The organism is Candidatus Firestonebacteria bacterium RIFOXYD2_FULL_39_29 (assembly GCA_001778375.1).
Classification (GTDB): Bacteria; Oederibacteriota; D2-FULL-39-29; order D2-FULL-39-29; family D2-FULL-39-29; genus D2-FULL-39-29.
This window is the reverse complement of record MFGV01000091.1, coordinates 31,724-53,641: the sequence shown is the minus strand read 5'-3', so window position 1 is coordinate 53,641 and position 21,918 is coordinate 31,724. Positions and strand designations below refer to the sequence as shown.

20 protein-coding genes are annotated in these 21,918 nt (G+C 40.0%); 18 read left to right on the top strand and 2 right to left on the bottom strand.

Annotated features, from left to right (window positions below; translation table 11 throughout):
• Positions 1-332: 332 nt before the first annotated feature.
• The 17 genes from A2536_10350 to A2536_10270 all read left to right on the top strand — a co-directional run bounded on the left by A2536_10350 (position 333) and on the right by A2536_10270 (position 16,848).
• Entirely contained in the window at positions 333-755 is a 423-nt protein-coding gene (locus A2536_10350) for a hypothetical protein (protein ID OGF44237.1), read from the top strand.
• A gap of 1 nt (position 756) precedes the next feature.
• The gene (locus A2536_10345) at positions 757-1,320 is read left to right on the top strand and encodes a hypothetical protein (protein ID OGF44236.1); all 564 of its coding nucleotides are present in this window, start codon (positions 757-759) and stop codon (positions 1,318-1,320) included.
• A gap of 268 nt (positions 1,321-1,588) precedes the next feature.
• The gene (locus tag A2536_10340; GenBank protein OGF44235.1) at positions 1,589-2,851 is read left to right on the top strand and encodes a hypothetical protein; all 1,263 of its coding nucleotides are present in this window, start codon (positions 1,589-1,591) and stop codon (positions 2,849-2,851) included.
• Between the two features lie 117 nt (positions 2,852-2,968).
• Positions 2,969-3,223 (top strand): exodeoxyribonuclease VII small subunit, encoded by a 255-nt coding sequence (locus A2536_10335; GenBank protein OGF44234.1) that lies wholly within the window; start codon positions 2,969-2,971, stop codon positions 3,221-3,223.
• Between the two features lie 110 nt (positions 3,224-3,333).
• Entirely contained in the window at positions 3,334-4,224 is an 891-nt protein-coding gene (locus A2536_10330; protein ID OGF44233.1) for a hypothetical protein, read from the top strand.
• A gap of 236 nt (positions 4,225-4,460) precedes the next feature.
• Entirely contained in the window at positions 4,461-6,317 is a 1,857-nt protein-coding gene (locus tag A2536_10325; protein ID OGF44232.1) for a 1-deoxy-D-xylulose-5-phosphate synthase, read from the top strand.
• A gap of 87 nt (positions 6,318-6,404) precedes the next feature.
• Entirely contained in the window at positions 6,405-7,244 is an 840-nt protein-coding gene (locus A2536_10320) for a hypothetical protein (protein OGF44231.1), read from the top strand.
• A 3-nt stretch (positions 7,245-7,247) separates the two neighbouring features.
• On the top strand, positions 7,248-8,942 hold the full coding sequence (locus A2536_10315) for a DNA repair protein RecN (protein ID OGF44230.1): 1,695 nt from the start codon (positions 7,248-7,250) through the stop codon (positions 8,940-8,942).
• Positions 8,943-9,122: 180 nt separating this feature from the next.
• Positions 9,123-10,292 carry a cysteine desulfurase NifS gene (locus A2536_10310; protein ID OGF44229.1) on the top strand — a complete coding sequence of 390 codons (1,170 nt, stop codon included), beginning with the start codon at positions 9,123-9,125 and terminating at the stop codon, positions 10,290-10,292.
• Between the two features lie 140 nt (positions 10,293-10,432).
• On the top strand, positions 10,433-10,990 hold the full coding sequence (locus A2536_10305; protein OGF44228.1) for a hypothetical protein: 558 nt from the start codon (positions 10,433-10,435) through the stop codon (positions 10,988-10,990).
• A gap of 239 nt (positions 10,991-11,229) precedes the next feature.
• A complete protein-coding gene (locus A2536_10300) occupies positions 11,230-11,433 on the top strand; it encodes a cold-shock protein (protein ID OGF44227.1) in 204 nt (67 codons plus the stop codon).
• Positions 11,434-11,540: 107 nt separating this feature from the next.
• Complete coding sequence (locus A2536_10295) at positions 11,541-12,296, top strand: glucosamine-6-phosphate deaminase (GenBank protein ID OGF44226.1); 756 nt, start codon at positions 11,541-11,543, stop codon at positions 12,294-12,296.
• 81 nt (positions 12,297-12,377) lie between these two features.
• A complete protein-coding gene (locus tag A2536_10290) occupies positions 12,378-13,376 on the top strand; it encodes a phosphate acetyltransferase (GenBank protein ID OGF44225.1) in 999 nt (332 codons plus the stop codon).
• A gap of 4 nt (positions 13,377-13,380) precedes the next feature.
• On the top strand, positions 13,381-14,577 hold the full coding sequence (locus tag A2536_10285) for an acetate kinase (protein ID OGF44224.1): 1,197 nt from the start codon (positions 13,381-13,383) through the stop codon (positions 14,575-14,577).
• A gap of 76 nt (positions 14,578-14,653) precedes the next feature.
• Entirely contained in the window at positions 14,654-15,916 is a 1,263-nt protein-coding gene (locus tag A2536_10280) for a hypothetical protein (GenBank protein ID OGF44223.1), read from the top strand.
• A gap of 36 nt (positions 15,917-15,952) precedes the next feature.
• Positions 15,953-16,201 carry an acyl carrier protein gene (locus tag A2536_10275; protein ID OGF44263.1) on the top strand — a complete coding sequence of 83 codons (249 nt, stop codon included), beginning with the start codon at positions 15,953-15,955 and terminating at the stop codon, positions 16,199-16,201.
• Positions 16,202-16,467: 266 nt separating this feature from the next.
• The gene (locus A2536_10270) at positions 16,468-16,848 is read left to right on the top strand and encodes a hypothetical protein (GenBank protein ID OGF44222.1); all 381 of its coding nucleotides are present in this window, start codon (positions 16,468-16,470) and stop codon (positions 16,846-16,848) included.
• Between the two features lie 145 nt (positions 16,849-16,993).
• Here the strand turns inward: A2536_10270 and A2536_10265 are convergent, their stop codons facing one another.
• A complete protein-coding gene (locus A2536_10265) occupies positions 16,994-18,367 on the bottom strand; it encodes a phosphoglucosamine mutase (protein OGF44221.1) in 1,374 nt (457 codons plus the stop codon).
• 186 nt (positions 18,368-18,553) lie between these two features.
• Positions 18,554-19,849, bottom strand: coding sequence for a hypothetical protein (locus A2536_10260; protein OGF44220.1), 1,296 nt, complete (start codon positions 19,847-19,849; stop codon positions 18,554-18,556).
• Between the two features lie 336 nt (positions 19,850-20,185).
• On the opposite strand from A2536_10260, the gene A2536_10255 reads away from it, so the two are divergent.
• The gene (locus A2536_10255) at positions 20,186-21,799 is read left to right on the top strand and encodes a hypothetical protein (GenBank protein ID OGF44219.1); all 1,614 of its coding nucleotides are present in this window, start codon (positions 20,186-20,188) and stop codon (positions 21,797-21,799) included.
• Positions 21,800-21,918: the final 119 nt, after the last annotated feature.

Here is a 21,918-nt window from a genome sequence, read left to right as displayed (position 1 = left end):
AGAGATTCTTGGATTATAGTTTATTGGAATCATATCTTGTGTCAGTGTCCACCTACAGTGAGATCTCGTCCGATACAATGCTGTGTGAGACCTCGCCAATAGGCGGGCCAAGGGCGGAGAATCCCGTAGCTTTGTAATCTAATCAAAAGATTCGCCAATTATGTTAGGCGGATCATCGAGAGATTCGCCCTATATTACTGGTGGAAGTGGAATCGTTTTTTACGTATTTTACTATGGATTCAGGGTAATAAAAGAACCTCTTTTTTATTTGCAGCTTTAGTGCTATAATAAAAATAGTTAATAAGGTTGAAAACTGGAAATGCGGAGGGTGTATGAAAAAGTTTCTTATTTCTGCTGTCCTATTGTCTTTTGCTTCTTTTGTTTATGCGCAGGAAAAGCCTGAGGAATACTTTAAAAAGGGCCTTCAATTTGCCAATGAAAGCAAATATGATGAAGCTATAACAAACCTTAAAAAGGCTGTTGAGCTGAAACCAAAATATGCCGAATCTCACCTACACCTTGGCGTGGTACTGGCAAATAAAAAACAGTATGATGAAGCTATCAAGGAGATTGAAGCTGCTGTTTCTCAAAAACCGGAAAGTATTACGGCTCACTGGCTTCTGGCAATGTTGTACGAAAAAAAGTTTCTAAAAGATAAAGCTATTTTAGAGTGGCAGAAAGTGCTGGACCTTCATCCAAAAGAAGAAATGAAAGCTTTGGCCGAAAAACATCTGAACAGACTAAAAGGAAAATGATATGAAAATAAATATAATGGCGGTAATAGCCGTTGCGATTTTACTTAATGCCTGTTCTTTTCAGCGTGTTGCGGTCAAAAAAGGTTATGATTTTTCCGGTATAAAACGGATAGCTGTTTTGGGTTTTACGAATAATCTGGAGTTTAAGAATTCCGGTGACGTTGTAGCGGATGAGTTTGTAATGCAACTCCTGAATAAAAGTTACAGTGTTATAGAAAGAGGCAGGATCAATGCCATATTAAATGAACAGGAACTTGGAGCTATGAATAAGCTGGATCCTTCAACTATAAAAAAAGTAGGAAAGATACTGGGTGTCGACGCCATCCTTACCGGTTCTGTTGTAAAATACCTTGAAGACAGCAATAGGATAATATATTTTAATGATAAGGACGGTAATCCGATTTCGCAATCCAGGCTTCAGCAGGCAGAAGTCAGCATCACCGCCAGGTTGTTTGATGTGGAAACGGGAGAAGTGGTGTGGTCAGGAAGCAATCATGATTCCGGTTTTGAAATCTCGGATGCTGTCTATTCTGTTGTAAGCGGTCTGGTTTATTCAATAAAGTAATAATCCGGTATAGCAAATATCCCATTGTGTTGATCTCGTGAAAATGTTAATTTTATTGCGAAGATTATTCCGGCAAGTTTCTGCCATGTCCGTCTTTTGTTGATAAATAATTGTTCGTATAGGTATTGTGATTATTTTTATATCTAATCTGCATTGTTTCTCCTGAATTGTACTTCATTCCAATAAAACTATTGATATATTGGATATAACTCCAAAAACGTCCGCCAATTCCATTGAAAAACCTCTTTATAACTGATATTATACTATAATGCAGACAGCGAAGATTTATTCGGTTAGTGAGATTACCAGGCAGGTAAAGAGCCTTATCCAGCAGTTTGAAAGTATTTGGATTGAAGGGGAAATCTCGAATTTTGTGCCTCATTCTTCGGGGCATATGTATTTTTCGTTAAAAGATGAGAAAAGCGTTATCAGGGGGGCTTTTTTTAAGAATGCCAATCAGCATCTTAAGTTTAAACCGGCTGACGGGATGATGGTAATTGTACATGGTAACCTTGATCTGTATGAAAAGAGCGGGCAGTATCAGATTATTGTTGATAAAATGGAGCCCAAGGGAGTCGGGGCTTTACAGCTCCGGTTTGAACAGCTTAAGGTACAATTAAGTAAAGAAGGGCTTTTTGAAACAGGTCGAAAAAGGAAATTACCGCTGCTGCCGCGTAAAATAGGAATAGTTACTTCTCCTACCGGTGCAGCTATCAGGGATATGATAAATGTCTTAACAAGAAGGTTTCCGAATATTCATATAGTATTAAACCCTGTCCGAGTGCAAGGTGATGGGGCGGCAGAAGAGATTGCTGCGGCTATAAAGGAAATGAACGAGGACGGAAGTTATGACGTACTTATTATAGGAAGAGGCGGTGGTTCTCTCGAAGACCTCTGGGCTTTTAACGAAGAAGTTGTTGCCAGGGCTATTTTTGTTTCAAAGATCCCTGTGGTTTCCGCAGTCGGGCATGAAATTGATTTTACGATATCGGATTTTGTAGCGGATCTGCGCGCTCCGACACCTTCAGCGGCGGCGGAGTTGGTTGTTGCCAACAAAACAGATCTTGTACAAAAACTTGGCGCTTACGAGATGCGGCTTACACAGGATCTTAAGAAAAAATATCTGGCTTTCAAAGAAAAACTGGACTGGATAAGAAAATCAGGTCTGGCAATGGGCTTAAAAAGGACTCTGGATATCTTTAAAGAAAGAGTGGGAAACGCGGCAAAGAGCCCTGCTTTTACAAGACCGAAAGAGAGAGTAACCCAGCTTAAGCAGGAAGTGGATGAGTACGAAGCCAAACTGGCAAAATCAATAAAGCACTTTCTTGAGAACAGAAGGAATGAAATTAAAATAATAAGCGGGAAGATAGAGAGTTTGAACCCTCTGAATATTCTAGAACGTGGTTATAGTGTTACTACGAAAAATGGAAAAATTATTAAAGACTCTGCCGAACTTGATATCGGTGACGAGATCGGTGTAAGGCTGCATAAGGGAAGTATCAAGGGAAAGGTGCTGGGTTCTGGGGACTAGGGACTGGGAGAACAAGTACAAATGACAAAGTATGAAGTATAATATTAGGAGAGATATATAACACCTTATATTGTAATTTGTCATTCGTAATTTGTAATTAGCTTGAACGGAGGTCTTATGGCAGATAAAGAAGTGAAGTTTGAGTCGGCTTTAGAGAAGCTCGAAGAGATTGTTGATAAATTAGAGAGCGGTGATATAGGGTTGGATGAATCTATTAAGCAGTATGAAGAAGGGATGAAACTCCTGAAATTTTGCACGGCAAAACTTGATGAAGTGGAGAAAAAGATAGAAGTGCTTGTGAAGGATAAAGGCGGGAAAGTTACTGGATCGAAGCCTTTTAAGAATGAAGAAGCACAGGATAAGCTTTTGTAGATTGCAACTGTTAAGTTTCGTTGTTTCGAGAGCTGTAGTTGCCTGATTTATCATGCCTGAGGCAGATCCGCCTCAGGCGGAAATCGAGCAACTACAATATAAGGAAGGATATGGATTTTAAAAAATACTTAAATAAAAAATGTGTTTTGGTCGATAAAGCGCTGGATAAGCTTATGCCCGTTAAAGAGGAGTATCCTTCAATAATTAATCAGGCGATGAGGTATTCTGTGTTTGCGGGCGGCAAAAGGGTGAGGCCGGTACTGGTTATAATGGCGGCGGAAGCTCTGGGATTTAAAGCGGAAAGGGTAATGCCTACTGCTTGCGCAATGGAGCTAATTCATACATATTCGTTGATACATGATGACCTGCCTTGCATGGATGATGATGATTACCGGAGGGGAAAGCTCACAAATCATAAAGTTTTTGGCGAGAATATGGCGGTGCTTGGCGGGGACGGGCTTTTGACCTTTGCTTTTGAACTTATTGCGAAAAATATGGAGATAAAAGGCGTAAATCCTTCGACTGTTGTTAAAGCCTTGAAAATAATCGCAGATGGTGCGGGAACTCATGGTATGGTCGGAGGGCAGGTTGTTGATATAATATCCGAAAATAAAAAATTAAGCGAGCCGGTGTTACAATACATCCATACACACAAGACCGGAGCCTTGATCAGAGCTTCAATACTTTCCGGAGCTGTGCTTTGTAATGCTGATGATAAGAAATATAAAGCTCTTAGAATATACGGAGAGCACATCGGTCTGATATTTCAGATAGTTGACGATATACTGAATGTAACCGGGGATGCGAAAAAGCTCGGGAAAGCAGTAGGTTCGGATGCGAAAAGAAAGAAGATGACGTATCCTTCTTTGTTCGGGCTAAAACAGTCGAGGGAAGAGGTGGAACTTTTAAGCGAGAAGGCGAAAGCGGCGGTAAAGCCGTTTGGAAAAAAAGCAGAAACAATGCTGGCGTTGGTGGATTTTTTGAAGAATAGAGAGAGATAGATGCTTGGAGGCGCGGTAGGAACAGAGGACGGAGGGCAAGAACGTTCTCCGGAGGACGCCAATGCTTTGTGGCGGAAAGTACGATATACAAAGTACAAAGTTTATTAGGAGTTTTTAAATATAATAATACAATAGTGTAAGACGTTATGGACTTTTACAGACCTTTATAGACTTTTATGGACGTTATTAAAACTTGTATCAGTAGAATAGATTCACTAAAGGAGAAATATTCATAAATGAATATTCTTGACCGGGTTAATTACCCTAAAGATATTAAAAATATGACAAAAGCAGAGCTGCAAATGCTTTCAAATGAGCTCCGGGATTTTGTCGTTAATGTAGTTTCGAAAACCGGTGGACACCTGGCTTCGAATCTTGGAGTGGCTGAATTAACGGTGGCTTTGCATTATGTCTTTGACGCGCCAAAAGACAAGATAATCTGGGATGTCGGACACCAGTCGTACATTCATAAAATACTTACGGGACGGAAGAAGAAATTCCATACGCTTCGCCAGTTTGGAGGTATCTCCGGGTTCCCTAAACTCACTGAGAGCGTTTATGATGCGTTTGAAACCGGACATTCTGGAACTTCTATTTCAGCGGCTCTGGGTATGGCGGCGGCAAGGGATATCAAAGGGGAAAGTAATAAAGTTATTGCGGTTACGGGGGATGCAAGCCTGTCAAACGGTATATCCCTGGAAGCTATTAATAATGCCGGGCATTTAAAAAAAGATCTCATAGTGATTCTGAATGATAATGAAATGTCCATTGCTCCGAATGTGGGTGCTATTTCAGCTCACCTTAACAGGATTATTACAGGTGAGTTCTATAATAATGCAAAAGAGAAGGCAAAAAACTTTATTTCAAAAAAAGAGATTTTCGGGCTTCCGGTTATGAGGATTGCAAAAGTTATCGAAGAGGGATTGAAAGGTATTATCTCCCACGGAATAATGTTTGAAGAACTTGGGTTCCGGTATATTGGACCTGTTGACGGTCATGACATAACTCAATTGATCGCAACTTTTGAAAGTATTAAGAGATTTAAAGAGCCGGTGATGATTCATGTCGTGACAAAAAAAGGAAAGGGATATGAGCATGCTGAAAATGATCCGACTTCTTTTCACGGAACTCCTGCATTCGAAATAGAAAGCGGGGAAGTTAGTTCTAAAAAGGGAAAGTCCTTTACTAAAACCTTTTCGGAAAATTTGATAAAGCTTGCGGCTAAAAATAAAAAAATAGTCGCTATTACGGCTGCCATGCCTTCCGGAACGGGGCTTGATAAATTTCAGGAAAAATATCCTGACAGGTTCTTTGATGTGGGTATTGCTGAAGAGCACGCGGTAACTTTCGCGGCAGGGCTCGCGGTCTCGGGGCTAAGACCCGTTGTAGCTATTTATTCCACCTTTATGCAGCGCTCTTATGACTGCATTGTCCATGATGTGGCGATGCCGAATCTTCCCGTTGTGCTTGCACTGGACCGCTCGGGGATAGTAGGTGATGACGGAGAAACACATCAAGGTGTATTTGATATCTCATTTTTGAGCCATATCCCGAATCTTTCAATAATGTCGCCTGCCGATGAAAAGGAATTTGGAGAGATGCTTGCGATTGCTTTTAAGCTTAGGGGGCCTTCAGCTATAAGGTATCCGAGAGGGGAAGTAACCCCGGGAAGCCTGAGCGGTAAGAAAACTGTATATGGCAGATCAGCGGAGGTGAGAGCGGGTAAAGGTATTTGTATTATTGCCGTAGGCACCATGCTGAGCGAAGTTTTAAAAGCAGCAGATGAACTTAAAAAAGAAAAGATATTTCCTGCGGTAATCGACGCAAGGTTTATCAAACCTATAGATACTAAAATGCTTGATCTGGTGCAGAAGAATTATAAAAAAATAGTAATCGTAGAAGAAAATGTTCTTTCCGGCGGATATGGAAGCCTGGTGCTGGAATACTATAATAAAAAAGGCAAGACAGCCCGTGTTGTGAGGCTGGGGCTGCCTGATAAATTTATTGAGCATGGAAGCAGAAAACTTTTAATAGAAAAGTACGGTATCTCCAAAGAGCATATAAAAAAAGCAATAATGTCAAACAAGATATAAATAAAAAAGAAAATGGGAAAAAAGGTATTATCAGTGGAATCCATAAGTTTTGTAATCAGCGGAATCTTTTTCGTAAGGGGATAGTATATGCAGACAGTGTTTTTAAAGATCAACGCAGGCAGACCGGGGATTAAAAAAGTGACTTTGGCATTAGTAAGGTGGCTGGAGAGCAAGGGATTGAAAGTGGTTCTCGACAGCTCTGCCGCGAAAATTATAGGAAGAAAAACAATTAATATCGACCTTTCCTTGATTGACCTGTTTATTGCTTTGGGCGGAGACGGTACTCTGTTAGCATTAGTCAGGGAAGCCCGTCCTACTAATGCGCCTTTTATCGGTATTAACGCAGGCATGCTCGGGTTTTTAACGGAGATAAAGCTTAAAGATATGAAGCCGGCGCTTAACAAAGTACTGAAGGGGGATTACGAAATAGATGAAAGGATTTCCCTGGAAACGGAAGTAGAAGGCTTAAACGGAAAGATAAAATCTATGTATTCTCTAAATGATACCGTTATTTCTGCTTTAAAGGGCCGTCTTATTACTATGGATGTCCATGTGAATGAAGAGTATCTTAATTCTTACCGCGCTGACGGGATAATTATTTCCACTCCTACAGGTTCTACAGCCTATTCTTTATCGGCAGGCGGGCCTATTGTCAGTCCAAAATTGAACGGTATTATTATTACGCCTATCTGTCCTCACATGCTCAGTAACAGACCGATAATTGTACCGGATGACAGTGTCCTTAAAATATTTGTAAAAGCAAAAGGCGGCAATGCGGTAAAAGTTACGGCCGACGGACAGATGGAATGTTTAATTGCAGAAGAGACTCCCATTATTATACGAAAAACAGGGGTTCCTGTAAAACTTGTAGTGCCTTCGAAAAACAGTTTTTATGAGATACTTCGGCAAAAATTAAATTGGAGATAGAAAGTGGCTTTAAAAGAATTAAGGATTAAAAACTTTGCCATAATTGAAACAGCTTCCGTGGAGTTTGACTCCGGTTTTAATGTTATAACCGGAGAGACCGGCGCAGGGAAGTCTATTATTATTGACTCTCTAAACGCCGCGCTTGGGGAAAGAGCTTCGCTGGAACTTATAAAGAGCGGAAAAGATACAGCTGAAGTACAAGCCTTGTTCCAGGAGATTAATAAAGAGGTAAAGCAAAAACTTGTTGAAGCCGGTCTTGATCATGATGAGGAACTCTTAATAAAAAGAGAGCTAAGCAGGACAGGAAAAGGACGCTGTTATATTAATGACAACCTTGTAACGGTTAATACCCTAAAACAGATAGCGGAATACCTTGCCGATATTCACGGGCAGCATGAGCATCAGGCGCTTTTAAACCCTAAAAATCAACTTGAGCTGGTGGATTCTTTCGGCAAACTCGAAACTGAGAGGTCTAAATATGCGGAAAATTACACCTGTCTTGAAGAACTCTTGAAAAAAAGAGCTTCTCTTGTTATGAATGAGCAGGAAAAACAAAGAAGAATAGATATGTTGCAGTATGCGATAAAAGAGATAGATGAGGCGAAACTCAAAGAAGGGGAAGATGCGGATATTGAGAAACTCCGTAATATCCTTGTTAACTCGGAAAAGATTTCCGCGAGTGTTGCCGAAGTTAACACGCTTCTAAACGGGGATGAAAATACAAATTCTTCGCTTGCCGGGATAGAAAAAGCAGAGGTAAAATTAGAAGCACTTGCAAATATTGACCCATCATTAAAGACTGCGGCGGAAGCTCTTAAAAATACCGTGATAGAACTTAAAGAAGCTGCTGAAACTGTATCCTCATATAAAGAGAAGATGGATTTTGATCCGGACAGGCTGGAAAAGATCGATGATCGGAGAGATCTGATACTGAAACTGAAGAAAAAATACGGAAGCAGTGTATCTGAAATAATAGAGTATTGTGAAAAACAAAAAGCAGAGTTAAATGCTATTACAAAGAGTGAAGAAGAGCTGGGGAAAATTGATGCTGAAATAGCAAGATTGAGAATTGAAGCGGGAAAAAATGCAGTAATTCTCTCCGAGAAAAGGAAAAAAACAGCGCTTGATCTGGAAAAACGGGTAGTTTCTGAGCTGGCCGATCTTGGAATGGCTAAAACAAAATTTAAAGTGGAATTTTCAAAAGAGGAAGATGCTTTTGGAGTTCTTGAGCTTAACGGAAAAATATATTCGGCAAATAAAACGGGGTTTGATAAGACACAATTCCTTATATCTTCCAATATAGGAGAAGAACCGAAACCTTTTAATAAGATCGCTTCCGGCGGGGAAATGTCCCGTGTTATGCTCTCTTTAAAAGTAATTACCGGAAGTTCCGACAAAGTGGGGACTCTGGTTTTTGACGAAATAGATACAGGAATAGGCGGGAATATGGGCCTGACTGCCGGAAAAAAAATGAAAGAAGCCGCAAAGTCCAGGCAGGTTATCTGTATTACGCATCTGCCTCAGATCGCTTCCCTGGCAAAAGAACATATTTATATAGAAAAAGGCGTTAAGAACAATAAGACAGTTATAAGCATTGAGAAATTAAATAAAGAAGGTCGTATAAAAGAAGTAGCCAGAATGCTGGGCGGCTCGGACAACAAAGCAGCTCTAACGCACGCGAAAGAACTTCTTAAGTAAAATTGACGATTTACGATTGACAATTTAATGTATGCGGGGAAATGCTCCCGCAATATTTGCGAATAGAATAAATGAACAGTTATTTTTGTTTTGATAAATCATACTACAATCGATTGTCAATCGTAAATAGATGGTAGTTACGGATTGTATTAACGAAATTTATGTGAAAATAGGAGAAACATGAAACGTATATATCTTGACTACGCAGCCACGACCCCTGTCCATCCGGACGTTCTTTCTGCTATGACGCCTTACTTTATGGAGTTATTCGGTAACGCATCTACTATTTATCATTACGGGAGAGAATCAAAAAAGGCGATAGAAGAGGCGCGGGAGTCATTTGCAAAAATCATAGGTGCTGATCAGTCGGAAGTAATATTTACAAGCGGGGGGACTGAATCTGATAATCATGCTATCAAGGGGGCTGCTTATGCCAATAGAACAAAGGGTAATCATATAATTACGTGCAAAATCGAACATCATGCAGTATTGGAGACATGTCATTATCTTGAGAAAGAAGGCTTTAAAGTGACTTATTTACCGGTTGATACTGACGGGCTTGTTAACCTTGAGGAGTTGAAAAAGGCGATTACGGATAAAACAATACTTATTTCCATCATGGCTGCGAATAACGAGATAGGTGTACTTCAACCGATAGCGGAGATCGGAAAAATTGCAAGGGAGAAAAAGATAGTATTTCATACGGATGCCGTGCAGATGGCAGGTTCTCTCCCTATTGATGTGGAAAAGATGAACATTGACCTCCTTTCAGTTTCTGCGCATAAATTATACGGACCAAAAGGGATCGGCGGTTTATACATCAGAAAAGGTGTTAAAATATCTCCTTTTATTCACGGTGGAGAACAGGAAAAAAGAAGAAGAGCCGGCACTGAGAATGTTCCGGGAATAGTCGGATTTGGCAAGGCATGTGAAATTGCCATGCAAAATATGGAGAAAGAAGCAAAGAGAATATCAGGACTTAGAGATAAATTTATAGAAGGTCTGATGAAAATAATTCCCGAGGTTAAATTAAACGGTCACGCAATAAAGCGGCTCCCAAATAATGTAAATGTATCTGTAAAATATATTGAAGGTGAGTCCATGATACTTAATCTGGACATGGAAGGGATTTGCGCTTCTTCAGGTTCCGCCTGTACTTCCGGTTCACTGGAACCTTCTCATGTTTTAATGTCATTAGGATTATCCCATGAACTTTCACACGGCTCCGTAAGATTTACTCTCGGAAAGAATACGACAGAAGATGAGCTTTCAATTGTGCTGGAAAAATTTTCAGAAACAGTAGATAGGCTAAGGAAATTGTCACCGCTGTATAAACCAACAAAAAAGTAATTTACGATTTACAAATGACGATTGACAATTTAATGTGCGCGGGAAAGAGACCCGCAATATTTAATTGATACCACATTAATTTAGAACGTGAGTAACTTGAGCAACGTGTAACGTGCAACGGTTTACTGGAGTTAACTATTATGAAAATAAGCGACCAAACAGTTGATAAACGTAACAAACTCGTAGACGAATCAGAAATATCTTTAGTTCTTGATACCTATGATGATATATTTTCCGACTTTGACCCGCGGCCTTATGATCATAGAGTGCTCTCTTTTGACTTTTTGATTGAAGCCAAGAGGGCTGCAAGGGAAAAGGTATCGGGGTTGGAATTAAAGTTCATGCTTCCGGAAAATCTTTGTGATAAAGAAAAAGAGCTTTTAATAAGAAAGCGCTTGCATGATCATTTTCATAAGCATATGCAGATCCTGAAAAAAGAAAGAAGCACAAAGGTTGGTAACGGAATACTTTTTGCATTACTTGGATTCTTTCTTACCGCTTGCGCTGCTGTAATGAGTTATTACAATCAAAATTCCTTAAATGCGGCTGTTATGCTCGTATTATTGGAACCTGCCGGTTGGTTCTCCATCTGGAACGGCCTGGATATGGTTTTTCAGGGCAGTAAAGCAACCAACGAAGATTATGCTTTTTATCGAAAGATGGCTACGGCGGAAATAACGTTTAATTATTATAAGTGAAAATAGACAAGGTGTCAGGTTTTGGGTGCTAGGGACTGGGTTTGTAACGTTTTAACGTTATAAACAGTCTTTATTTTCGTTTATTCCGGGAATAAATAAGCAGGAATAAATAAGCATTTGACAAGCCGGCATTTTTTATGCTAAAATCTTACTCATTAAAGTCATTTTTCTCTGAAATAGTCAATTCTTACAGCAAAAACCTGTTATTTTAGGGTTAATTTTCAAGGGAGGCAGTAAAGATGGAAAAGAAAGGGAAAGTTAAGTGGTTTAATGAAGCAAAAGGTTATGGATTCATAGAGCAGGAAGGCGGCGGGGATGTGTTTGCTCATTATTCCGCTATTCAAGGGGAAGGTTTCAAGACCCTGGCTGCAGGGCAGGAAGTAAAATTTGAAGTTACTGATGGTGCAAAAGGTCCGCAAGCCATAAATATTACAAAAATCTAGTAATACAGGTTAAAACATATCAGTTAAATCTCTGCCGCCCCGAATTTAGATTGCCGGGGTGGTTTTTTCTGAAAAGCATCTTAATTCTATTTCCTTAAGGAGGAAAAATGGAAGTAATAGTAAAAAATACAGTTGAAGAAATGTCAGTTTGCGGCGCGGAAGTTGTAGCAGAAGTATTGAAATCAAAAAAGAATCCGATACTCGGTCTTGCTACAGGTTCTACTCCTGTTAAGATGTACGGGGAACTAATAAAGATGAACAAAGCGGGAAAACTTGACTTTGCGAGTGTAAGAACTTTTAATCTTGACGAATATGTCGGCCTTGCGGAAACCCACGATCAAAGCTACAGATATTTTATGAATACGAACCTTTTTGATCAAGTAAACATTGATAAGAAAAATACCAACGTACCGAACGGCCTGGCAAAGGATATTGCCGCCGGTTGCGCGGAATATGAGAAAAAAATAGTGGCCTGGGGCGGTATTGATATCCAGGTGCTTGGAATAGGTTCAAATGGTCACATTGCATTTAACGAACCTCTTTCCGGGATGAACACCAGAACAAGAAAAGTTTCTTTAACCGAAGGGACAATACAGGACAATGCGAGATTTTTCGCGAAAAAATCTGACGTACCTACCTTTGCTGTTTCCATGGGCAACGGAACCATACTTGAAGCGAGAAAAATAGTGCTTCTTGCGAACGGCAAGAACAAAGCTGCGGTGGTCGCTCACATGATAGAAGGAGCGATATCACATATGGTGCCGGCTTCCTTCCTTCAGACGCATGCTGATGTCGTAGTTGTTCTGGACAAAGACGCAGCTTCAATGCTTAAAGGAAAGTATCCGAGTTCGTTGGCAAAATAATAAGAAAACAAAAAAGCCGCCGGATAAAACCGGCGGCTTGCTTTACTCTAATCCCATAATCATTCCTCAAGGAGAAGATCCATGGATCTTATAGAGAAATTTAAAGAGCAGGCAAAAAAAGAACTAAAAAAAATTGTCCTTCCTGAAGGCGAAGACGACAGAATACTCTCTTCCGCCGCTGAAATAGCAAAAGAAAAAATCGCAATTCCCGCGGTTATAGGCGAGCCAAACAGCATTAAAGAAAGGGCTGCAAAACTTTCTCTTAATCTAAGCGGTGTAACCATAATTGATCCGGTAAGCTCTCCAAAACTTGACTCATATGCGAAAGCGTATATGTCAAAAAGACCGGATGTCTCTGAAGGGATGGCTAAAAGACTGGTAAAGAAGAATCTATTTTTTGGAGCTATGATGGTTTCAACCGGGGATGCGGACGGAATGGTTGCCGGAGCTGCTAATGCTACCGCGACTATCATCCAGGTTTCGGTGCTTGCTATCGGTTTCCAAAAAGGTATTTCTACCCCGTCTAGTTTCTTCATTATGGTTGTGCCGGAAGCTCTCGGAGAAAAGGATAAAACCCTGCTATATTCCGATTGTGCGGTTAACATAGATCCAAACGCAGAAGCGCTTGCCGATATTGCGATGGCTTCCGCTATGAGCACGAAAGAAGTCCTTGGTATGGAACCCAGAGTGGCGATGCTTTCTTTCTCTACCAAAGGTTCTGCGTCACATCCGAATGTAGATAAGGTACTTGCGGCGCTTAAAATAGTAAAAGAAAAAATGCCTAACTTGATGGTTGACGGTGAGTTTCAGGCTGATACCGCTCTTGTAGCTGCTGTGGCTGCAAAAAAAGTAAAAGAAAAAAGCGACGTGGCAGGAAAAGCAAATACTCTGATATTCCCTGATTTGCAGTCCGGAAATATTTCTTACAAATTAACTCAATATCTTGCAAATGCCAAAGCTTATGGCCCGATATTGCAGGGATTTTCCAAGCCGGTGAGCGACCTTTCCAGAGGAGCTTCAGTTAAAGATATTGTCGGCGTAGCAGCTATCATGGCTGTGAAAGCCCAGAAGAAAGGATAACCCGATGAAAATACTGGTGCTTAACTCAGGAAGTTCTTCCGTAAAATATAAACTGTTTGAAATGCCTGCCGGAGATTTACTTGCTTCAGGCATGATTGATAAAATCGGAGCGAAAGACAGTAAAATAATTCATGAATTGAAAGGCAAACCAAAACATGAAGTTATGACTCCTATTCCCAGTCACGAAGCGGGTTTAAAGCTGGTAATTGCACTCCTGGCGGATAAAGAACAGGGGGTAGTAAAGGATACTAAAGAAATCACGGCCGTAGGTCATCGCGTAGTGCATGGTGGAGAGGCTTTTACAGGTTCTGTGCTTATTAATGATGAGGTTATTAAAACCATTGAAGAGTATTATGACCTGGCTCCGCTTCATAACCCGCCTAACATGGCAGGGATTAAAGCTGCAAAAGACCTTATGCCTCACGCAAAACAGCTGGCAGCTTTTGATACGGCTTTTCATACTACCATACCAAAACATGCATTTCTTTACGCTTTACCTTACGAGGTTTACGATAAATATAAAGTAAGGAAATACGGGTTTCATGGTACTTCCCATAGGTATGTGGCGCGCAGGGCCGCAGAGCTTCTAAAGAAGGACAAATATGCGGTAAGTGTGATAACCTGTCATCTCGGTAACGGTTCTTCCATTACTGCGGTAAAAAACGGCAAGTCAGTAGATACAAGCATGGGTCTTACTCCGCTGGAAGGTGTAGCGATGGGAACAAGAAGCGGTGATATTGATCCTGCTATTATTTTCTATCTTGCAGGTAAGGAAGGCATGGATCTGGATAAGATAAACACCATGATGAATAAGAAATCAGGTGTGCTCGGGATTTCAGGAATATCCAATGATATGCGAAATATTCATGAAGCAATCGCCAAGGGAAATGAAAGGGCGAAACTTGCTTTTGAGATATTCAGTTATAAAATAAAAAAGTACATCGGTTCGTACATGGCTGTTCTTAACGGGACTGATGCGATTGTCTTTACCGGCGGAATCGGAGAAAAAGATGAATTTGTCAGGGAGTATATTTGTTCAAACATGGAAACTCTCGGGATAAAATTTGACGCAAAAAGAAATCTCGATAAGGCAAAAAAAGAAAGGGAAATATCCGCGGCCGATTCAAAAGTCAAAGTGTTTATTATTCCTACTGATGAAGAAGTCAGGATTGCGGCAGATACATATGAGAATGTAAAATAGAATCAAATTCGAAGCACTAAATTCGACAACTCGAAAAAGGATATAAAAATAACGCGAAACTAAGGGGGATAAAGATATGCAGGTAGTTGTATTTGAAGATGCGAAGTTTGATAATCTGTACCCGTTGACTTACATGAGGCCTACTTTCATGTTAAAGTGCGGGCATACGATGCTGTATGAGAAAATTGTCAGGAAATTTAAGGGAACAAAAGTATCCTATATAGTCAGGGATATGATAGCGGCTTTCATGAAAGAGAAGATGGGCGCTGATGTGATAAATAATGCTAACCAGATAAAAAGCGAAGATACACTTTTTATTAACGGAGCCGTGCTTTTGACTGCAGGGACAAAAATTGAATTAAACGGCGGCGAAGAAATAGCAACTGCGGCAAACGGCGATGTTATTTATGCGAGGGCTTTAAAAGGGACTCTTGCAAAAGCTTATGATGCTGATATTACGAAGATGATGAGTAATTTGAAAGCTGCTCTCAAAAAAGTTCCCTCAGAGGCGTATATCGTAGAATGGCCGTGGAACCTGGTACAGAAGAACCCGTCAGCGATAGAAGACGATTTTAAAATAATAGGAAAGGGCGGAGTAATTGAAGGAAAATTACATCCTATGGCTGCTATTCTTGGCGATAAAAAGAATGTATATATTGCCAAGGGCGCTGATATTCACCCGTTTGTCTGTCTTGATGTTACGGCCGGTCCCATAATTATTGACGAAGATGTTACCGTATTTCCGTTTACAAGAATAGAGGGTCCGAATGCAGTAGGTAAAAAGACCCAGCTCTTTGGTACCAATTTAAGGACCGGATCGGCAATAGGCCCTGTCTGCAGAGTCGGCGGTGAAGTGGAAGACGCGATCATACACGGTCATTCCAATAAATATCATGACGGTTTCCTGGGTCACGCATATCTTTGTGAATGGGTTAACCTTGGTGCTATGACCACCAACTCCGATCTTAAAAATGACTATGGCCCTGTTTCGCTTTATGTAAAGGGCGAGTTAATGGATACCGGCGACGGCAAAGTGGGTTCCTTTATCGGAGATCACACCAAGACTTCCATCGGAACTTTACTTAACACCGGTACAATGGTCGGAATGATGAGCAATGTGGTCGGAAACGGCGGTGTAGCTCCGAAGTATATTCCTTCCTTCAGCTGGATGATGAACGATAAGTTCTTTAAAGCTCAGAAAAGCATGGAAACGGCGAAATATGCCATGGGAAGAAGGAAATGCACAATGGGAGCGGAAGAAGAGAAATATATTCTTGCGCTTAAAGATATGATGAAAGAGGATGTGAAATACTGGGTCAGAAAGACGACCGTTATTTAGTAAAATATTATAGAAACGGAGGAGATTAAAATGGATATAACGGCAGTAGAGGCAAAAGTAAAAGAAGTAGTGGTAAAACAGCTTAAGGTGAGCGCGGATAAAGTAGTCCCTACAGCTGAATTTGTAAAAGATCTGGGCGCTGATTCTTTTGCCAGTATCGAATTGGTAGCTGCTTTTGAAGTTGCCTTTGACATTGAGATGGAAGAAGATTCTGCTCTTTCGGTGAAAACCGTAGGCGATGCTACAAAGTTCATAAAACAAGCCTGCGACAAGCAGGGTAAATAGGAATTAAAAGGGGCCGGAGTTTCTTCGGTCCCTTTTTCTTTTTGAATGCATAAGAAAGTATAGAAATAAAAAATGGAGAGATTCTCAGATTGTATTTTATTGGGGCGGCATTTAGTATCAGTAGTGTCCACCTTTGGTGAGATCTCGCCAAGGGCGGAGAATCCAGTAGCATTGTAATCTCCTCAAAAGATCCGCCAATGGATATAGGGCGGATCGTTGAGAGATCCGCCTAATATAACTGGCGGAAGGGGAATCGTTTTTCAAAGATGAAACTAAAAGGTCTGGGAATTGACATATTTGAGAAAAAAAGGATGAAGGCGGCGTTATCTAAACCTTCAGCCGGAGTTTTCTTGAAAAAAGTGTTCAGTACTGCGGAGATCAAAGAATATTTCGGAGTAAACGGCAATTATGTGAAGTATTCCGTCATTTTTGCTTTAAAGGAAGCAGTTCTTAAGGCTCTGGGTATGGGTTGGAATGCCTATACCAATTTCTGCGATATAAAAGTGAAGTTTAAAGGAAATATCGTGAAAATACGTTTGTCTGGAAAGACCGCAAAACTCGCAAAGAAAAAGGGAGTCGGAAAGATTGTATCCGATTATACTATCTCGTCTAAACATGTTGTAGCGGTGGTTGCATTGCTTGCATAGAAGCTACATCAATCACTAAGAACTAAATTCTAAACAAAATCATTGAATATATATTAACCAGTGCTTTGTTTATTGATTAATGCTTAAACATTTTCTCTTTGTTTAGAATTTAGTGCTTTGATCTTAGTGATTGGAATTACTTTGTTTATCCTATCTTCTTCAGTATCCCCGCGATAATCTTCTTGATATCCAATGCGATCCTTAATGATTTGCTGTGAGAATTTGATTCTACAAAGATCCTGAAAATCGGTTCTGTGTTGGATGGCCTTATGCTGATCCTTGTACCATTTTTAGTGATTGTTACTCCGTCAATAGTTTCAACTTTGTCTTTTTGATATAGTATTTTTACTTGTTCCATAACTTTATGGGCATCTTTTGGGGCGCATGTGATTTTTTCTTTTACTATGTAATATTTGGGGAGTTCATCCGCCAGTTGTCGTATAGTTTTTCCGCTTTCAGCCATATTCTGAAGGGCCAGGGCAATACCTACGAGTGAATCCCTGACAGGATGAATTTTAGGCCACATTACCCCGCCGTTACCTTCTCCGCCTATTACTGCTTTCTCTGCCATCATCCGTTCTGCCACGTGTACTTCCCCAACTTTAGTCCGGATCAGGGTTGCATTGTATTTTTTTGCTATATCGTCCATCATCTTTGATGTGGACATGTTGACGACTACCGTGCTGCCTCGGTTTTTCTTTAAAAGATAAGAAGAGGCCAGGGCGACGGAATATTCTTCTCCGAGATAATGCCCGTTTCCGTCGACTATGGCAACTCTGTCTGCGTCTGCATCCTGTGCAAAACCTATATCTGATTTGGTGGTCTTTACTTTTTTGCAAAGATCCTGCAGATTGATGAAAATGGGTTCCGGATTGTGAGGAAAGAGCCCGTTTGGCTCGCAATGAATAGGTACGACCTCACAGCCCAGCTCTTTAAGGAAAAGCGGGGTAATTATTGCTCCTGCGCCGTTACAGCTGTCCAGGGCTACTTTATACTTCTTTTTACGGATCTGCTTTACATTTACGTTCGCAAGTATTTTCTTAATATGTTTTTCGGCTGCAGTATTATCTTCCGTTACACGGTGCAGGCCGTCCCAGCGCACTTTTTTGAAAGCGCCTTGATAATAAATATTAAGCAGCTGCTTGCCTTCCTCATCGTTTAAAAATACACCGTTGCCTTTTAAAAATTTTAAAGCGTTCCACTCTATAGGATTATGGGAACCCGTGATAATTATTGCGCCGTCGGCTTTTAATTCTTTTACCATAAGTGAGCAGGAAGGGGTGGTGACTATTCCCAGATCGATGACTTCACAACCGGTTGATATAAGGCCGGCAAGGATTGAGTGTTTTATCATAACACCGGAAACTCTGGTATCTCTTCCCACTACGACGCGTCCGGAGTTCATATAAGTTCCAAAAGCAACTCCAAGACGTGTGATCAGCTCCGGAGTAAGAGTTTCTCCGACTATTCCCCGTACACCTGAAACTCCGATCATTAATGTTACTTTCTCAGTACTCATAATTCTCCTTGTTAAATAGATTTCCCGCCCTGAGGGCGAGGTCTCGCCAAAGTCGAACTTTGGCGGACACTTCCGCCAATTATATTAGGCGGATCTTTTGATGAGATTGCAGAACTATTGGATTCCACTGATACAAACAAATATTGTTTTTATTTTCCTTCTTTTTTAATTATTAGTTTGCGCCAACTATAAAGTAAGGCGCAGTATTATCTTTGCCAGCTTTTCCGGATCGTGTCTGACCAGACCGTCTGCTATCTGAACCAGGTCATCACTGATAATTTTTACGGAATAGGTCTTCATATTATTGCTGTCTATTTCAACAGGATAAGAATTCTTTTTAGCGTATTTCACCAAGACTTTTTCAGGAATATTGTAGTGATTGTTTACTATGACATAGTTAATAAGGTCCCTGTAACCAACGTGGTTATTTATTGCATTTACATGGTCGCTCAAGCGGTAGCCTTTAGTCTCTCCCGGCTGGGTCATTATATTGCAAATATAGACTACTTTAGCTTTGGAATGATATATTGCATCACTGACTTCTTTAATTAAGAGGTTAGGAATAATACTGGTATAGAGAGACCCGGGTCCAAGAATAATTAATTTTGCTTTTTTTATATCACTTAGAGCCGTGTTGGAAGGCAGCGGGTCTGAAGGAACCAAAAACACTTTATCAATAGCATATGCACAATGAGATATGTTTGATTGACCCTTTATTATTTTTTTGTTTTTTAATTTGGCTTCCAGTACTACCTTCTCCAGTGTTACCGGAAGAACTTTTCCGCGAATAGCCAGAATTTTACTGGCTTCCTGGACACCTTTCTCAAAGCTTCCGCTGATATTTGTAAGGGCGGCTATGAACAGATTGCCAAAACTATGCCCGTCAAGGTTTTTATTATTTGAATTAAATCTGTATTGAAAGACTTTCCCGAGGAGACCTGAGGAGTCAGCTAGCGCGACCATACAGCTTCTGATATCTCCGGGAGGAAGCATCTTTAGTTGTTTTCTGAGTTTACCCGAAGAGCCGCCGTCATCTGCAACGGTTACGACTGCCGTCAAATTACTTGAATAAACCTTAAGACCTTTAAGAAGCGTTGATAGTCCGGTTCCGCCGCCTACCGTTACTATTCTGGGCCCTTTTAAAAGCTGCAACTCGTCATAAGAAGCCTTTACAACATCTATCTTCGAAGGATAGAGGGCGCTTATTGCTTTAAAGAAAAACCGTATTCCTAAAATAAAAACAATGCCCCCGAGCAAGATAGCTATAATATCGATTGTTACAAGTTTTGTTGAGTTAGTTATCATATCTCTTATCGGGTTAATGTATTTTTCAACATTTATAAGGTTAATTCTGATTCCTTTGAAAGCCTTACCCATTACCCCTGATAAACCCGATAAAAAAACGAGGGAAGAGAGGATAAATAGAAAAATCCACCTTTTCAATCTGATTCCGGGATATAGAAACTTAACCAAGTGTTTCATATGACTAAATTGTAGCATTTAAACGACTGCGAATTCAAGCAGAATGCCGTCGCGTGTCAATGCGAAAAAGTTCATAAGGTTTGTAAAGTTTGTAAGGTTAAAAATCTTGATAATCATATATTTAAAATATTGTTTGTATGCTTGGAAAATTTAATATATTAATAACTCGTAAAAATAACCTTACAAACCTTACGAACTTTAAAAACTTTACAAACTACAATATATCTAGTATTATATTGTATGCTTTTACTTCTTATATCCACTGTGTTGTTTTTATCTCCGCTTTTATATTTGCGCTATTGTAAGGAGGCTTTTTCGGCTCCCAAAAATATAGTTGTGTTTAGCTTGTTGAGCATTGTATTTCTGATCATGGCCTTTAAATATTTATCTCAAAAAATACAAATAAATGCCAAAGTTTCTGCGATGCTTTTGATATTTGCTCTTTATGCTTTTGGTTCGGCCTTCTACTCTGTTAATCCTGTGATCTCCTTCAGATGGGCTCTTGAATTTACTTTTTATGCCGGGTTGTTTGCCGCGGTGGTACATATTTCCAACGGAAATAAAAATGTATATTTTGGACTTTTGAATATTGCGTTACTCTCAGGGCTTTTCGTTTCTGTAATAGGAATATTTCAGTATTTTCATCTGGACTTTGTTTTCAGGGTCTCAAATTTTACCGGACGAATATCTTCTACTCTGGGAAATGCAAATTTCCTGGGCGGTTATCTTATCCTTTTAATTCCTGTATCAATGGCGTTGTTTTTTGTTGTTGAGAACCTGATATATAAGATTATTTATGCTATAAATACTATTCTCCTTGTAGTCGCTCTCTTCTTTTCTCAGACTTTGAATGCCTGGATAGGCCTGGCTTTAGGAGCTCTGGTATTTGGTATCCTTTTTGTTATCTACATACCAAAGTATAGAAAACTGATTATAATTTCGGCAATAGTTCTGATATCAATAGCTTCAGCTCTTGTTTTTTCCTTTAAACCGGATGAAGCTATCGGGAAGCTGGCAAAACTCGGGCAGTTTGAAACATTTTCCGAGCGCGGCCGCTGGATTATGTGGAAAAGCGCTGTTTCTATGATTAAAGATAGACCGGTCAATGGTTTTGGAGCCGGTACTTATAGAGTTCGCTTTACGGAGTATGAAGCAAAACTTTTGAAGACAAAAGAATTTACAGGATATCCGCATATTATTACAAAGGATGCCCATAATGATTACTTGCAGATAGGTTCGGAGCTGGGAGTTTTGGGTCTCTTGCTGCTTTTACTTTTTATAGGAAGTGTTATTTTTGGGGCAATCAGGAATCTCTCAAAAGAGGAGAATGATAAAAAAGTCATATATATAGGGTTGCTTTGCTCTCTTATTGCGTTCTTAGTTCATATGTTCTTTAATTTTCCGTTAAAGATAGCGCCGTCTGCTGTATTATTTTTTACTTTTTTGGGTCTTCTTGCTTCAGGTTATGGAGTATCTGAAACAGGTTTCGGTACTAACAAAATAAGGGCTGTAATCTTTTCCCTCTGTTTGACCCTTTTTCTTGTTTCGGCACCCTTACAAATGTTCCTTTTTATATCCAATTTAAAACTTGGAATGGCTATTGATTCTGCGGGAAAGAAAAGAGTCAATTATGCTTTACAATTGGCCAGATCTTCGGTTGTTTACAGTGATCTTGCCGGAAATACCATTGATCTCCGGTCGCATTTTTATCTGGGAGAGTTAAATTACAGATTGTTACAGTATAAAGAAGCGGAAGAAGAGTTTAAAAAAGAAGTTGCTTTAAATCCTTATTATCCCGATGCCAGATATAATCTTGGTTTGATCCAGGAGATTAATGAGAACTACGAAGAAGCCTATAAAAACTTCTCCCTGACTTTGGATATTGACCCTAGTTTTGAAGGAGTCAGTGAAAAAATAGAAAGAGTAGGAAAGAAAATAATAAAGCACTGACATTACATCCCATAGGACAGCCCTGTTGTCCTTCCTGATAGGAAGTAAATATTTCTTGTTTTTAGTATTTATAAATCCTATAATCATTATGGTGTTATGAAAAAAGGAAGGCCGGATAT